The sequence below is a fragment of the Paraburkholderia ginsengiterrae genome (assembly GCF_001645125.1).
Lineage (GTDB): Bacteria > Pseudomonadota > Gammaproteobacteria > Burkholderiales > Burkholderiaceae > Paraburkholderia > Paraburkholderia ginsengiterrae.
Genome location: NZ_LXKA01000349.1, coordinates 112,022 through 126,363, shown reverse-complemented (window position 1 = coordinate 126,363; position 14,342 = coordinate 112,022). Strand labels below are relative to the sequence as shown.

Below are 14,342 nucleotides of genomic sequence, written 5' to 3'. Positions count from 1 at the left end.
AAAGATGCGGAAAAAGCGGCGAAATCAGAAATGTCCGGTGAAGCGATAACGGCTGCCTGGGTGCCACAGATTGGCGATTGAAGCGACCTGGCTTTGCGACCACGTACGACGATGCAGCACGAGGCAAGGCTCGGTTTCGTCCATGGTCAGCAGCTCACGCGTATCGGCATCCGCCGCCAGGGCCTCGATGCGATACTCGACCCGCTGCAACGGCGCCACCCGCACGAGGTACTGGTTCGGCGTGGTGTTCGTGAAGTCCTGCAGCGCATACTCGGGCGCGACCGCCGGATTGACCCAGCGCTCTTCCAGCTGCACCGGCTCATCGTTTTCGAAATGCAGCACGCGCGAATGAAACACCGGACTGCCCGCGCTCACCAGCATCTCTTCGGCGAGCGCCTCGTCGGCGATGCTCGCGCCGACGTGCAGCACCTTCGCCTGATAGCGATGACCGCGCGCGACGATTTCGTCGGAAATGCTGCGGATCGCCACCAGCGTGGATTCGTACTTGGGACGGGCCACGAAGGTGCCCGAACCCTGCACGCGCGTCAGGACCTGCTCCGAAGTCAGCTCACGCAACGCGCGATTGACCGTCATGCGCGCCACGCTGAACTCGCGAGCGAGCTCGTTTTCAGAGGGCACCTGGTCGCCTTCAGCCCATTCGCCCGCATGAATGCGCGCGAGGATAAAGTCCTTGATGCCCTGGTAGGCCGGTGCGTTCATTGTTGTGTTGTGCCTTGTGGTGTGCTTACTGTTCGGACACGAACGAGAGCGGGCTCAGCTTCGCGATCGTGCCGTCCTGCACGAGGCGCGTGACCGCCGCGATGTCCGGTGCGAAGTAGTGGTCGAGTTCGTAATGCGCGACGTCCTTGCGCACCACGTCCATCACCTTCTGCAGGCTCGGGCTGGTCTGGTGCGGGGCGCGCAGATCGACGCCCTGCGCCGCGGCGAGCAGCTCGATCGACAGGATGTTCGCGGTGTTCTCCGCGATGTCGCCCAGCTTGCGCGCGGCGAACGTCGCCATCGACACGTGGTCTTCCTGGTTGGCGGACGTGGGCAGCGAATCGACCGACGCCGGATGCGCCAGCGTCTTGTTCTCCGAGGCGAGCGCGGCGGCCGTCACGTGGGCGATCATGAAGCCCGAGTTCACCCCGCCGTCACGCACGAGGAACGGCGGCAGGCCCGACAGCGTCGCGTCGATCAGGAGCGCAATGCGGCGCTCGGCCAGCGCGCCGATTTCCGCCGCGGCAAGCGCGAGATTGTCCGCCGCGAACGCGACCGGCTCGGCGTGGAAGTTGCCGCCCGAGAGCACTTCGCCCGTGTCCGGGAAAATCAGCGGGTTGTCCGACACCGCGTTCGCTTCCAGCAGCAGCACGCCGGCGGCATGGCGCATCTGGTCCAGACACGCGCCCATTACCTGCGGCTGGCAGCGCAGGCTGTACGGGTCCTGCACCTTGTCGCAGTCGGCGTGCGAGACGTTGATCGCCGAGCCCTGCAACAGCGAGCGGTACGCCGCCGCCGCGTCGATCTGGCCTTGATGGCCGCGCAGTTCGTGAATGCGCGCGTCGAACGGCTTGACCGAACCCATGGCCGCGTCCACCGACAGCGCGCCCCCCACCAGCGCGGTGCGGTACAGGTCCTCGATTGCGAACATGTTGTAGAGCGCGAGCGCGGTCGAGGCCTGCGTGCCGTTCAGCAGCGCCAGACCTTCCTTCGCCTGCAGCGTGAGGGGCTTCAGGCCCACCAGCGCGAGACCTTCGGTGGCCGGCATCCGCTCGCCCTTCGCGAACACGTCGCCCACCCCCAGCAGCGCCGCCGACATATGCGCGAGCGGCGCGAGGTCGCCCGAAGCGCCCACCGAACCCTTGACCGGAATCACCGGCAGCACGTCCGCGTTGAAGAGCGCGATCAGCGCTTCCATCACTTCGCGGCGGATGCCCGAATGACCACGCCCGAGGCTCGAGAGCTTCAGCGCGATCAGCAGACGCACGACCGGACGCGACATCGGCTCGCCCACGCCGACCGCGTGCGAGAGCACCAGATTGCGCTGCAGCAGTTCGAGCTGCTCGCGCGGGATGTGGGTGCTCGCGAGGCGCCCGAAACCCGTGTTGATGCCATAGGCCGGCTCGCCCTTCGCGGTGATGTCGGCCACGGCCTGCGCGCACGCATCGATGGCGGCGTGGCTGGCGGGATCGAGCTTCAGCGAAACGGGCTCGCGTGCGATCTGGCGCAGTTGCGGGAGGGTCAGGTGGCCGGGCTTCAGAGTGATCATGGTCGATTCCTGTATAGACAATAGAACGGAGTCTAGCGCCACATTCTTGTATATACAAGTACGATGTTTACCCTGACTTTTCCACAGAACCTCTTTAAACCACCCGAAAGCAAAGCGTAATAGCCCGCATTTACAAGCGAAAACCCTATCTATCGCGCTATGCGTTATCGAGATATCTTGTATGTACAAGTTGATGTGTTTAGTGCGGCGCGTGTCACTCAGTCCAACTTGTCCATACAGGATGAGCGAATCCAGACGCACGATGCTCCCGCTAACCTGAGTCTTGCAGAACCCTGACCTTCACCTCGTCAATCCATGGAGTTTTCATGAAGAAGTTTGTCCTGAGCATCATGTTCGCCCTCGCTGCCACCGGCGCCTACGCAAAAGACTGGTCCACCATCCGGTTCGGTGTCGACGCCAGCTATCCGCCGTTTGAGTCGAAGGGTGCCGACGGCAAACTCACAGGGTTCGACATCGTCCTCGGCAACGAAATCTGCGCGCGCCTGAAGGCCAAGTGCGTGTGGGTCGAAAACGACTTCGACGGCATGATCCCTGCGTTGAAGGCGAAGAAGTTCGACGGCGTGCTGTCGTCGATGTCCATGACGCCGCAACGTGCCGAGCAGGTTGCTTTCTCGTCGAAGCTGTTCAACACGCCGACGCGCCTTGTAGCGAAGAAGGGTTCGACGCTGCTGCCGACGCCGGAATCGCTCGCGGGCAAGTCGGTCGGTGTGGAACAGGGCACGATTCAGGAGACCTACGCAAAGACTTATTGGGAACCGAAGGGTGCGCGGATCGTGCCCTACCAGAACCAGGACCTGGTCTATACCGACTTGCAGTCGGGCCGCCTCGACGCGGCGCTGCAAGACGCGGTGCAGGCTGACATCGGCTTCCTGAAGACGCCGCGCGGCGCGGGCTTCGCCTTCGTCGGCAAGGACATCGACGATCCGAAGACCCTCGGCAACGGCGCAGGCATCGGCATGCGCAAGGACGACACCGATCTGAAGGCGAAGATCGACAAGGCGATCGCCGACATCATCAAGGACGGCACGTACAAGAAGCTCGAAAAGCAGTACTTCGACTTCGACGTGTACGGCGGCTAAGCGCTTCCTGTCACGACGGACGATCCCCTTTCCGGCGGCGGCAACGGCGCAGCGCGATCCCCCACCATAACCGGTGGCGGGCTACGCGCTGCACGTCGCCGCGCCGGGCATTCAAGGAACCACAGACATGTTCTTTCACGGCTATGGCCCGCTCCTTCTCGCGGGCACGTGGGTCACCATCAAGCTCGCCGTGCTGTCGCTCGCCGCGGCGTTCGCGCTGGGTCTCGCGGGCGCAGCGGCCAAGCTGTCGCCCAACCGGGTCTTCTCGCGGCTGGGCACGCTCTACACCACGCTGATCCGCGCGGTTCCCGATCTCGTGCTCATGCTGCTGCTGTTCTACGGCATCCAGATCCTGCTTAACGACGTGACCGACCTCATGAACGTCGATCAGATCGACATCGACCCCTTCGTGGCCGGGGTGATTACGCTCGGCTTCATCTATGGCGCTTACTTCGCGGAGACGTTTCGCGGCGCCTTCCTCGCGGTGCCGCGCGGCCAGCTCGAAGCCGGCTTCGCCTACGGCATGAGTTCATCGCGCGTGTTCGTCCGCATCATGTTCCCGCAGATGATGCGTTTCGCCCTGCCCGGTATCGGCAACAACTGGCAGGTGATGGTCAAGGCGACCGCGCTCGTGTCGATCATCGGCCTCGCCGACGTCGTCAAGGCTTCGCAGGACGCGGGCCGCAGCTCGCTGCAGTTCTTCTTTTTCACGCTGACCGCCGGCGCCGTCTATCTCGGGATCACCACCCTGTCCAACCTCGGCTTGTTCTGGCTTGAAAAGCGTTATTCCACCGGCGTACGGAGGGCCGTGCTGTGATCGACATCATTCGCGAATATTGGCAGAGCTATCTGTACACGGACGGCTACCGTTTCAGCGGCCTCGCCATCACGCTGTGGCTGCTCGTCATCTCGATCGCGCTGGGCTTCGCACTCGCCGTGCCGATGGCGATTGCACGCGCGTCGAGCAACCGCTTCATCTCCGGGGCAGTCTGGCTCTATACGTACGTCTTTCGCGGCACGCCGCTCTATGTGCAACTGCTGCTCTGCTACACCGGCATCTACAGCCTGCACGTCGTGCACTCGCACGCCATGCTCGACGCCTTCTTCCGCAACGCGATGAACTGCACGCTGCTCGCTTTCACGCTGAACGAATGCGCGTATGCGACGGAAATCCTGGCCGGGTCGATCAAGGCAACGCCTTATGGCGAGGTCGAGGCGGCGCAGGCCTACGGCATGTCGAAGCGCAAGGTCTACACGCGCGTGATTCTTCCGTCCGCGCTCCGGCGGGCCCTGCCGATGTACAGCAACGAAGTCATCCTGATGCTGCACGCCACCACCCTCGCCTTCACCGCCACCATTCCCGACATCCTGAAGGTGGCGCGTGACGTCAACGCCGCCACCTACGCGTCCTTCCAGGCCTTTACGATTGCCGCCGTGCTGTATGCCGCGATCGTGTTCGTGCTGCTGTGGGGGTTTCGCCGGATGGAGCGGCGTTTGCTGGCGTTCCTGAAGCCGCAAGGACATTGAAGGACATTGAACAAGGCTGCCCGCAGCCTGGATGGAGAGTATTGAATATGTACAAACTGACTGTCGACGATTTGCACAAGAAGTTCGGTGACAACGAGGTGCTCAAAGGGATCTCGCTCAAGGCGAAAGCCGGCGACGTCATCAGCATTATCGGTTCGAGCGGGTCCGGGAAAAGCACGTTCCTGCGTTGCATCAACTTTCTCGAACAGCCCTGCTCGGGGCGCATCACCATCAACACCGAAGAGATCCAGACCACTCGCGACCGCAATGGCGCGCTGCGCGTGAGCGATCAGAAGCAGCTGCAGAAAATGCGCACGCGGCTGTCGATGGTGTTTCAGCACTTCAATCTGTGGGCGCACATGACCGTGCTCGAGAACATCATCGAGGCGCCAGTCAGCGTGCTGGGCTTGAGCCGCGCCGAAGCGGAGGCACGGGCGCGCCGGTATCTGACCAAGGTCGGGCTGACCAGCGCAATGGAATCCAAGTATCCGTCCCACCTCTCCGGCGGCCAGCAGCAGCGCGTGGCGATCGCGCGCGCGCTCGCCATGGAGCCCGAAGTCATGCTGTTCGACGAGCCCACTTCCGCGCTGGACCCGGAACTGGTGGGCGAAGTGCTGAAAGTCATGCAGGCGCTGGCGGAAGAAGGCCGCACGATGATCGTGGTCACGCACGAAATGGGCTTCGCCCGCAACGTGTCGAACCACGTGGTATTCCTGCATAAAGGGAAGATCGAGGAAGAAGGCGCACCCCAGGACATCCTGGTCAATCCGAAAAGCGAACGCCTGCAGCAGTTTCTGTCCGGTCGCCTCAAATGAAAAAGTCCTCCGGCGCAGCGTTTGCAAGGCTGCGCCGGAGGACTGGTTTGGTGTTGAGCTCAGGTGCGCGTGAATGAACTCCGCACGCTTGCGGACCTTAGTAGTGGCTACGCCGCCAAAGCGTCGGCGGTTCGTCGAGGAGATGCTGCAAGCCGCTGCGCTCGAGCATCAGTTGCGCCGCCGCGCTGACGCGCTCCAGTATCTCGCCTTCGTCGACCGTCAGCACGCGGTGGTTTTCCATCAGGATCCGGCCACCGACCATCGTCATGCACACGTCAGCGGCATTCGCGAAGCAGGTGACGCGGTGCACCGGCATGTTCATCGGCATCATGTGCGGCTTGAACAGATCGACCAGGATGATGTCGGCCTTCTTCCCCACTTCGAGCGAGCCCAGTTCGTCATCCATCGACAACGCTTTCGCGGCATCGATCGTGACCATTTCCAGCACCTTGCCGTGAGGCAGCACATGCGGATCACGAAAATGCCGGCGATGGTAATGCATGCATTGCCACATATGGCGGAACATGTCGTAGCCCCGGTCCGGTGCCGCGGCATCTGAACCGATCGCCACGTTGACTCCCGCATCGATCAGCTCGGGTACCGGACAGCGGCCAATAATCGACATGATCGCGCTGGGATTGTGGATGATCGACGCGCCCGACTCCTGGCATGCGGCGATGTCATCGTCGGTCAGGTCGATAGCATGCGACATGAACGACGACTCATTCAGCAGCCCCAGTTCGCGATGCGCAAAAGCCAGTGTGCCGCCGCGGTGGCCATCCTGCGTGAACGTCAGGCCGCGTTCGCGGCATAGCGCCATGTAACGGCGCGCCTGGTCGCGGAACTCGCGCTCGTAGGCGGTCAGCTCAGGATCGTAGTCGGGCGCGTAGACCGGCAACGTCAGCGCGATGCGGATTCGTCCATCCGCGTCGCCGTGGCATGCGTCGACGATATCCGCGCACACGTCGTACATGGTGTCGAAGTCGATGTTGCGCGTCACGCTCCCCTTCGACAAATGCTGCGTGTAGGTTCGCGGGGCCGGCGGCCGCGACGGACCGACCGCGACGATCGAGCGGGTTCCCGTTTTCACCACCGCGTCGCAATGACGCCGCGCGTAGACCGGGTCGTCCACGCGCATGATCGAGTTACCGCCGCCCAGCAGCGAGACGCCGGTGGTGACGCCCGCCTTCAAACGCTCCAGCGCGGCCAGGTGCGATTCGACTTCCCAGAAGTTTTCGTCGGACGCGCGTGTATAGATCGTCTCGCATGCGGCCGTCCAGGCGTCGCCATCCGCACCGCCGATGGTTCGGAGCATCGCGTGCCCCGCATGCGCGTGTGCGTCGATCAGCCCTGGCAGTACGGCCTTGCGGCGTGCATCGATCACGCGATCCGCCACGTACTTCGACGCAAGTGCGGAGGTCTCTCCGACAGCCACAATGCGATCGCCCTTCACTGCGACCGCACCGTTGTCGATCACACGGCGCTGCGGATCGACGGTGATCACACAGCCGTTTTCGATCAGTACATCGACTCTTTCACGATTGTCCATGTCGGCCTTGTTCTCTGTTCATCACGCAGCAACAACCAGTTCGCCGTCGCGCGCGACGACGCGGCCGTTTGCCACCACCAGCTTGCGTTTGGGCCGAGCGGCCACCGCCTGCGCGATCGTCTCCGCCTCGACCAGCACGAGATCGGCGCGCGCACCGGTATGCAAACCGTAGTCGCTGAATCCGCAACCGCGAGCCGCCGCCGCGCTGACGCAGTCGAACGCGATCGCCAGTTCATCGTCGCGGCGCATGTCATAGCGCAGGCCAATCAGCATCGCGCGCTCGAGCATGTCGGGCGACCCGTACGGCGACCAGGTATCGCGGATGCCGTCATTTCCGCCAAAGATGGTGACGCCTTTTTCCCTGCAGGTCTTGAGCGGCGGAACCGGACGCGACGGTGGCGCCGATGTCAGGAGCGCCACGTTCAGGCGCGCGATCCGTTCGAGCATGGCATCGCGCTCGCGCTCCGGCAACGCGCCGAGACAGAACGCATGGCTCACCACCACCTGCCCTTGCATGCCAAGCGCCTCGACGCGATCGAGCAGCAGTTTAAAGGTAAAGGCGCCGACTTCGCCGGGCTCGTGTAGATGGATGTCGATCGGCTTGCGATAGCGCTCGGCCAACGCAAACGTGACATTCAGCGAAGTGACGGGATCGCCGTCGATCAAGGCCGGGTCGAGCGCGCCTAGCACGTCCGCGCCGTCTGCGAGCGCGCGCGCCAGCAGTTCGTCCGTGCCCGGACGGCCGAGCAGGCCGGACTGCGGAAACGCCACGATCTGCATGTCGAGCACGTCGCGCAGGGTCTGGCGAGTCTGAAACACGCCTTCGAGGTAGCGCAAACCGGCATCGGTATCGATGTCGACGTGCGTACGCAGACGCGTGGTGCCGGCCTGCACGAACGCGCGAGCCAGTGCGAGCGACTGCGCGCCGGCGTCGTGCCCCGACTCCTTGCGCCAGTGGCGCTCGTTGTTGATCCGGTCGAGCAAGGTCGCCGCGACTTCGTTGCGATACCAAGGTCTGCCCCAGTTGCTCTTGTCGATATGCGTGTGCCCTTCCACGAAACCGGGCAGCAGCAGCGCGCCGCCGCCGTCTTCGAGCGCGGCGCCGGCCGGCGGCACGAGGTCCGGACCGAGCGCCGCGATGCGCCCGTCGGCAATCGACACGGCTACCGGCTGACCGTCTGGCAAGCGGACGTTGGAGATGACGAGAGAACGAGGAGTGGATGTCATGATGATTTGACGGAAGTAGCCATACGGGCGCGCAGCGCGCGCTGCACCGCGCTGATCGCGATGAAGACTGCCGCGTTCACGAACAGCGCGACGAGGCCCGTATTGATTGAAGTGAACGCGTCGGGCGCGCCGGGGAACAGGGACGACAGGGTCATGCCGCGCCAGTTGAACAGTGCGAGCACGATGGCGCCTGCGGCGATCCCGCCGAAGGCGGCCTCGCGAGTGCCGAACGGGCGCTTCAGGAAGCTCGACGCGAGCATCGGAAGAAGTTGTGTCAGCAGCGACGACGAGAAGATCGCCAGCGTGACGAAAGTCGCGCCGCCCAGCAAGGTGAAGTAGACCACGACCAGCGTGAAGAGCGGCAGCGCGATGCGGGCGACGCGCGCAACCTGCTGCTCGGTGGCGTGCGGCGCGAAGCCTTCACGGTAGACATTGCGCGCGATCGTGGTGGACGCATTGAGCATGATCAGCGAGCCCGGCACGAGCGCGGTCAGGAGCCCCGCCCCGCTGACCACGCCGACGAACCACGGCGAGAACGTCTGCTTGACGAGCCGCAGCAGCGCCAGATCGGTCTGCGCGCCTTCGAGGCCGTGAACGGTCAGCGTGGCGGCAAATCCGACGAGAAACAGAAACGCGATCAGCACCTGATAGATCGGCATCATCACCACGTTGCGGCGCAGCGCCTTTGCGTCGCGCGCCACATAAACGGCCGTGAAGCCGTGCGGGTACAGGTAGTAGCCGAGCGAGGTCAGCAGGATCGTCGAGTTGTACCAACTGAGGTTGAGGCCATGCTCGGGCATGCGCAACAGTTCGGGATGCACCTCGTTGATGCGCGTGAACATCGCGCCGATGCCGCCGTAGTAATGTAGCGGCAGGTAAATACCCAGGAAGATTGCGAGCCCGAGGATCAGCACGTCCTTGACGACCGCGATGCTCGCCGAGCCGTGAATGCCGGACACGGTCATGTACACCGCCATCAGGATCGCGCTGATCCAGATCGCGACGGCAGGCGGAATCGAACCATAGGACATCTCCGAGACGATGATGCCGAGCCCGCGCAACTGGATGATCAACAGCGACACCATTGCGAATACGGCGACAACGGACACGAGCACGCCGATCCCGCGGCTGTCGTAGCGCGAAGCGAAGTAATCGGCGAACGACACGAGGTTGCGCTCTTTCGCGTAGCGCCAGATCGCGGGCAGCATCCAGTAACCGATCACGTACGCGAGACAGCCGTACGACAGGATGTAGAACGCAGGAATGCCTTTACTATACGTCCAGCCACTCGCGCCGAGGAAGGTGAAAGTCGAAAACGCCTCGCCGGCCATCAGCAGGAAGGTGAGCAGCGAGCCGAAACCGCGTCCGCCGACAGCCCATTGCTCGAGGCTCAGCTTCTTGCCGCGACGCGCAAACACACCGATTCCAAGCGCAAACGCCGCGAACAGGATGATGATAACCAGTGCCGTGTTCATGACTGGCCTCCTGTCCGGCTGCCGTCGTGCTTCGCTTCATCGCGGGTGTCGAGATAAAGGAGCAGCGCGAGAACCGCGGCCGTGGCGGCCATCCAGATCAGGTTCCACGACAGCAGGAACGGCATCCCGAACAGCATCGGCAGATGCGCGGCGAGCGAGCCGCCGGAGTACATGCCGATGAACGGCAGCGCGGCGAGGAAAAGTCGGAGTTTCATAGGAACCTTGCGCGAGTAACTGGAACGCTCAATCAGAACTTGTGACGAATGCCGGCGACCACCGCCACCTGCGAGGTAGTGGACGACGGCGCGGTCACGCTTTCGATCCACGCCTGACCGATGCTCGACGAGGCCTTCTGATAAAGCACGTTCACATAGAGGTCGGTGCGTTTGGACAACAGATACTTCGCGCCCGTGGACGTCTGGTTGAAATGCCCGGACAGCGGCCCTTGCGTGACGTGCGTGTACACCTGTGCGATCGCGAGCGCCACGGTCGGCGTGACGTAATAGACGAGGCTGCCCTCATAGTTGTCGAAATGCACCGATGAGGCGGCCGGCACGTCGAAGCGTGAACCCGTGTACAGCAGTCCGAACAATGCGGAACCGAGCGCATAGGTGCCGCCCGCGCCCCAGATCTGCTGGCGCGTCGCACTGCCGAGCGGCGTGTTGAACATCGACTCGCTGCCGTAGTAGTTGTCGGACGCAACGGCGCCCACTGCGGTGCTGGCGGGGTTGTTCATCCGCGCGTAGGCCGCGCCGAGGGCAAACGGACCATTCTGGTAAGTGAGCCCGGCGCTCCAGCTGTTGTTCTGCGAAAAACCGGTCGAGTTCGAAAAGCCATACACCAGATTGGCCTGCAGGCCGGCGAACATCGGCGAAACGTATTTGGCCGCGTTGTTGATGCGGAACGTGTTGTTGATGTCGTCGTTGTCGTGCGGGTGAGCGGAATAGCCGGTCAGCGTGCCGCTGATCTGCAGGTTGCCGAGAATGTCCTGAACGGAGTTGTATTGACGGCCGAGCGTCACCGTGCCCAGCTTGTCGCTGCTCAGCCCTACGTAGGCCTGCCGGCCGAACATCCGCCCGCCTTGCCCGAATTTGCCGTTGTCGATGTTAAAGCCGTTCTCCAGCCGGAATTGCGCTTTCAGGCCACCGCCCAGATCTTCTGAGCCGATCATCCCCCAACGCGGCCCCGATTCGTTGCCGCTGGTCGCTTCCCATGCCGAATGGCCTTGCTGGTTGTTCGTGTAGGTCTCGCCGGTATCGACGACACCGTACAAAGTGACGCTGGATTGAGCATTGGCCGCGCCCGGCAGCGTCAGAGCCACGCCGAGACCCATGGCTGCCCGCTTCCAGTTTCTGCTCACTTTGCCGCTTAATTTGCTGATTACTTTTCCGCTTTCGTTGTTGCTCACCTGTGTCTCCTCCACCTTCTGTCTGACTATTGATGTCGTTATCGGATTTGTCTGCGTACTGCGACGGGTGCGTCGGCACCGCGCCGTCAGTGGAGAAATGTTATATAGACAACTTCATATTCAAAAATGAAATGTTTAACTGAGACCCAGTGGAAAATCGAATAGCATTGAAGGCGTCGAGTTGTCCGCATGCAGGACATGCTCATGTAAGCAAAGCGTAGGGGTTTCAGTTCATGCGGGCAGCGCGAGATTGCCAGCCGGTTCCATGCGTGATACAAGTCGGCCAATACATTCGGACATCGAATAGTTCAATGGCAAACAGTGAAAAAACGAGTGACAAGGCGAGTGCCAAAAACAGTGCAAAGGCGCGTAGGCCGCTGTTCGATCTGGATCTGCTGAAGGCGATTGTGATGGTCGCCGATTGCGGCACATTCACCGCCGCGTCCGCGCGGCTCCATTCGACCCAGTCCACCGTGAGCCAGAAAGTGCGGCGACTGGAGGAGATGGCCGGACACAAACTGCTTGATCGCGGAAGCCGCGACGTGCGCCCGACCGATGCCGGAGAAACGCTGCTCGGCTACGCGCGCCGGATGCTCGCGCTTAACGATGAAATGATCGAAGCATTGTCGGGCGCGACTGTGGGTCTGACCGTCCGGCTCGGCGTGCCGGAAGATTTCGTGGGCGGACCCACGACCCATGCGCTCGCAATGTTCAGCCGCAAACACCCGCAAGTAAAACTCGAAGTGACGAGCGGCTTGAGCCGCGACCTGGCCAATAGCTACGATCGCGGCGACCTCGACCTGATCCTCGTCAAACAGCGGCGCAACAGCCGGGAAGCCGTCGCGACCTGGCCCGAACAGCTGCGCTGGATCGACAGCGCGAAAAACCCTTCGATCCAGCTCGATCCTGTTCCACTCGTCGCGTTCCCGCCGCGCGGCTTGTACCGCGACGACATGATCAATACGATCGAGGCGCTCGGACGCCGCTGGCGGATCAGCTTCATCAGTTCGAGTCTGAGCGGCATTCAGGCGGCTGTCGCCGACGGACTCGGCATCAGTCTCCTGCCCGCCCGCGCGGTCACGGCGGAGCACGTCGTCCTCACGGCGAAAGGCGGGCTGCCGCCCATCGAGACGATGGACATCGCGCTCCTGCATCGTCCGACCGCCGATCCGGTCGTCAAGGAACTCGCGCGCGCTCTGTCACGGATGTTCGGCCCGCAGCGCCGCTGAGCAATTTCGCGCCGCTGTTGGCCAGCAACATCACCGTCACGTTCACCGCGAGGCACAGCAGCCCCAGGTTCACGCCGCCCAGGTCGACTTGCCGGGCATAGAGAACGATGGCCAGCACTTGTCCCGTGAGAATGCCGACCGCAACCGCCGCGGCTCGAACCCGCAACGACAGCAGAATGATCAGAACGCCGGGAAAGAACTGCGTGACGCCGTAAAGCGTGGTGTTCACGAGCGTCAGCATCAGGTTCGGTGTGAGCAGCGTCATGACGATCGACGCCAGCAGGTACATCGCAATCACCACCTTCGCCGTGCGTTTTTGCCGGTTTTCCGGCAACCGCGGCAGCAGGTTGCGGGTGACGATCGGGCCAATGGCCAGGCACAGACCGGCCAGCACCAGCAGACCCGACAGCGACGCCGCCGCGGCCACCAGACCCAACAGCCAATCCGGCAGCAACCGGGTAGTGGCCGCGAAGAAGGCTTCGTTGGGCGAGGCCAGATGCAGGTTCTGACTCAGCGCGTAATACGACGCCAGTACGAGGAACGGGTACATCAGCATGTAGAGCGGCATCACCATCTGCGTACGCCGGATCGTGTCGCCGCTTTTTGCGGTGAAAAAGAACTGCACGCCGACAGGCAACATGTAGAAGCCGAGCGACTGGAACAGAATGGTGCTCATCGAGAACGTCAATTGGCGGGTGGTCATGGTGTTGCTCACCTGCTGACTCGCTGCATGGAACACGTGCACGACGCCCACCTGCCAGGCCACCGCTGCGCCGGTCACGACAATCGCCACGACCATCAGGATGTCCTTCAGGATTGCTATATAAGTCGAAGACCTGACACCTGAGATCGCCACATAGGTAAACGCCAGCAGCCCCGCGATGAGAATCAGATAGACGGGTGGAAAATTCCAGCCGAGTCCCTTGAACGCGGCCACGAGGCCGGTGAATTGCAGTTCGCCCCACGGCAGCAGGAACAGGATCGCCGACACGGCAACCACCAGTTCCAGCACACGGCTGCTGTAGTAACCCTTGAACAGGTCGGGCAGCGTGATGGCGTTGTAGCGCTTGCCGGCGCTCCAGATTTTCGGGCCGATGAAGTAACCCAGCGGATAAGCCAGCAGGATGTATCCGAGAAACCAGACGCCATACGTCGGTCCCTTCGCGTAAATGCCGCCTGGAAAACCGACCATGGTGCCGATGCTGTAGATCTCGCCGGCAGTCAGGAAAAAAACCAGGCACGCGCCGAACTGGCCCGAGGCCACGAAGAAATCGTGTACGTCCTGCTTGCCATGCCCCTTCTTCGAGCGCACGGCGAGATACAGCGAAAACAGAATGAAACCGAGAAAGACTGCGGTGGCCATTGTGCGTCTCCTCAAAAGGCACGCATTCAATATGCGCGTGCCGATTCGGACGCGGTTAGTGCCAGTTGCCGCGGATCAATGAGTCCACTTGTTCACGACGTGTCTGGTGCAGGCGAAGATCGCAGCCGCGATTGCAATGAGTCAATGGCCCCCCGGCAATGTCGCCATGCTGCGCAACGGCGCGCGCGGCATCCGCGAGAGCGTTATGTGACGCGGGATTGGGCGCGCTTATGCGGGATCACCATACTGCCGATGAACGTGGCTGGCAACCCGGCCGGGCATTCACCGTCGTGCCGCTTTCATTAGAAATTCCACTGCCGGCTATTCGAATATTTAAAGGCCACACCAGCCTGAACGCTGTCTTCCGTAGACGGCAAACG

The 14,342-nt window shown here is 62.5% G+C and carries 14 protein-coding genes; 6 read left to right on the top strand and 8 right to left on the bottom strand.

Going from position 1 to position 14,342, the window contains the following annotated elements:
* Positions 1-24: 24 nt before the first annotated feature.
* Positions 25-720, bottom strand: a complete 696-nt coding sequence (gene hutC / locus A6V37_RS30595) for a histidine utilization repressor (RefSeq protein ID WP_064269615.1) — start codon at positions 718-720, stop codon at positions 25-27.
* A gap of 25 nt (positions 721-745) precedes the next feature.
* On the bottom strand, positions 746-2,269 hold the full coding sequence (gene hutH / locus A6V37_RS30590) for a histidine ammonia-lyase (RefSeq protein ID WP_064286668.1): 1,524 nt from the start codon (positions 2,267-2,269) through the stop codon (positions 746-748).
* Between the two features lie 326 nt (positions 2,270-2,595).
* On the opposite strand from hutH, the gene A6V37_RS30585 reads away from it, so the two are divergent.
* The 4 genes from A6V37_RS30585 (at position 2,596) to A6V37_RS30570 (ending at position 5,711) form a co-directional block, all read left to right on the top strand.
* Complete coding sequence (locus A6V37_RS30585) at positions 2,596-3,369, top strand: ABC transporter substrate-binding protein (protein WP_064269741.1); 774 nt, start codon at positions 2,596-2,598, stop codon at positions 3,367-3,369.
* A 127-nt stretch (positions 3,370-3,496) separates the two neighbouring features.
* Positions 3,497-4,186, top strand: a complete 690-nt coding sequence (locus A6V37_RS30580) for an ABC transporter permease (protein WP_064269959.1) — start codon at positions 3,497-3,499, stop codon at positions 4,184-4,186.
* The gene (locus A6V37_RS30575; RefSeq protein ID WP_064269740.1) at positions 4,183-4,896 is read left to right on the top strand and encodes an ABC transporter permease; all 714 of its coding nucleotides are present in this window, start codon (positions 4,183-4,185) and stop codon (positions 4,894-4,896) included. The genes A6V37_RS30580 and A6V37_RS30575 overlap by 4 nt, the downstream gene beginning before the upstream one ends.
* Positions 4,897-4,943: 47 nt before the next feature.
* Entirely contained in the window at positions 4,944-5,711 is a 768-nt protein-coding gene (locus tag A6V37_RS30570) for an ABC transporter ATP-binding protein (RefSeq protein WP_064269739.1), read from the top strand.
* 97 nt (positions 5,712-5,808) lie between these two features.
* Here A6V37_RS30570 and A6V37_RS30565 read toward each other — a convergent pair whose 3' ends face one another.
* Genes A6V37_RS30565 through A6V37_RS30545 form a run of 5 tightly spaced genes read right to left on the bottom strand, consistent with a single transcriptional unit; the run spans position 5,809 to position 11,295 of the window.
* Positions 5,809-7,260, bottom strand: a complete 1,452-nt coding sequence (locus tag A6V37_RS30565) for an amidohydrolase family protein (RefSeq protein WP_064269738.1) — start codon at positions 7,258-7,260, stop codon at positions 5,809-5,811.
* Positions 7,261-7,281: 21 nt separating this feature from the next.
* Positions 7,282-8,487: an amidohydrolase family protein gene (locus A6V37_RS30560; RefSeq protein WP_064269737.1), complete on the bottom strand. Its 1,206-nt coding sequence runs from the start codon at positions 8,485-8,487 to the stop codon at positions 7,282-7,284.
* Positions 8,484-9,962: a sodium:solute symporter family protein gene (locus A6V37_RS30555; protein ID WP_064286667.1), complete on the bottom strand. Its 1,479-nt coding sequence runs from the start codon at positions 9,960-9,962 to the stop codon at positions 8,484-8,486. Before A6V37_RS30555 ends, A6V37_RS30560 begins: the two co-directional genes overlap by 4 nt.
* Entirely contained in the window at positions 9,959-10,177 is a 219-nt protein-coding gene (locus tag A6V37_RS30550; protein WP_064269735.1) for a DUF3311 domain-containing protein, read from the bottom strand. Before A6V37_RS30550 ends, A6V37_RS30555 begins: the two co-directional genes overlap by 4 nt.
* Before the next feature lie 32 nt (positions 10,178-10,209).
* A complete protein-coding gene (locus tag A6V37_RS30545) occupies positions 10,210-11,295 on the bottom strand; it encodes a porin (protein WP_064286666.1) in 1,086 nt (361 codons plus the stop codon).
* A 386-nt stretch (positions 11,296-11,681) separates the two neighbouring features.
* Here A6V37_RS30545 and A6V37_RS30540 point away from each other — a divergent pair, with 386 nt between their 5' ends.
* Positions 11,682-12,599 (top strand): LysR family transcriptional regulator, encoded by a 918-nt coding sequence (locus A6V37_RS30540; RefSeq protein ID WP_064269733.1) that lies wholly within the window; start codon positions 11,682-11,684, stop codon positions 12,597-12,599.
* Here A6V37_RS30540 and A6V37_RS30535 read toward each other — a convergent pair.
* The gene (locus A6V37_RS30535; RefSeq protein ID WP_064269732.1) at positions 12,547-13,962 is read right to left on the bottom strand and encodes a sodium:solute symporter family protein; all 1,416 of its coding nucleotides are present in this window, start codon (positions 13,960-13,962) and stop codon (positions 12,547-12,549) included. The two genes, A6V37_RS30540 and A6V37_RS30535, sit on opposite strands and share 53 nt — an antisense overlap.
* An 88-nt stretch (positions 13,963-14,050) precedes the next feature.
* On the opposite strand from A6V37_RS30535, the gene A6V37_RS42920 reads away from it, so the two are divergent.
* Positions 14,051-14,173 (top strand): hypothetical protein, encoded by a 123-nt coding sequence (locus A6V37_RS42920; RefSeq protein ID WP_279616168.1) that lies wholly within the window; start codon positions 14,051-14,053, stop codon positions 14,171-14,173.
* Positions 14,174-14,342: the final 169 nt, after the last annotated feature.

Excerpts from the sequence above, each read along its gene's own strand:
- hutC (WP_064269615.1), bottom strand. The coding sequence starts at position 720 with ATGAACGCACCGGCCTACCAGGGCATCAAGGACTTTATCCTCGCGCGC.
- hutH (WP_064286668.1), bottom strand. The coding sequence starts at position 2,269 with ATGATCACTCTGAAGCCCGGCCACCTGACCCTCCCGCAACTGCGCCAG.
- A6V37_RS30585 (WP_064269741.1), top strand. The coding sequence starts at position 2,596 with ATGAAGAAGTTTGTCCTGAGCATCATGTTCGCCCTCGCTGCCACCGGC.
- A6V37_RS30580 (WP_064269959.1), top strand. The coding sequence starts at position 3,497 with ATGTTCTTTCACGGCTATGGCCCGCTCCTTCTCGCGGGCACGTGGGTC.
- A6V37_RS30570 (WP_064269739.1), top strand. The coding sequence starts at position 4,944 with ATGTACAAACTGACTGTCGACGATTTGCACAAGAAGTTCGGTGACAAC.
- A6V37_RS30565 (WP_064269738.1), bottom strand. The coding sequence starts at position 7,260 with ATGGACAATCGTGAAAGAGTCGATGTACTGATCGAAAACGGCTGTGTG.
- A6V37_RS30560 (WP_064269737.1), bottom strand. The coding sequence starts at position 8,487 with ATGACATCCACTCCTCGTTCTCTCGTCATCTCCAACGTCCGCTTGCCA.
- A6V37_RS30555 (WP_064286667.1), bottom strand. The coding sequence starts at position 9,962 with ATGAACACGGCACTGGTTATCATCATCCTGTTCGCGGCGTTTGCGCTT.
- A6V37_RS30550 (WP_064269735.1), bottom strand. The coding sequence starts at position 10,177 with ATGAAACTCCGACTTTTCCTCGCCGCGCTGCCGTTCATCGGCATGTAC.
- A6V37_RS30545 (WP_064286666.1), bottom strand. The coding sequence starts at position 11,295 with ATGGGTCTCGGCGTGGCTCTGACGCTGCCGGGCGCGGCCAATGCTCAA.
- A6V37_RS30540 (WP_064269733.1), top strand. The coding sequence starts at position 11,682 with ATGGCAAACAGTGAAAAAACGAGTGACAAGGCGAGTGCCAAAAACAGT.
- A6V37_RS30535 (WP_064269732.1), bottom strand. The coding sequence starts at position 13,962 with ATGGCCACCGCAGTCTTTCTCGGTTTCATTCTGTTTTCGCTGTATCTC.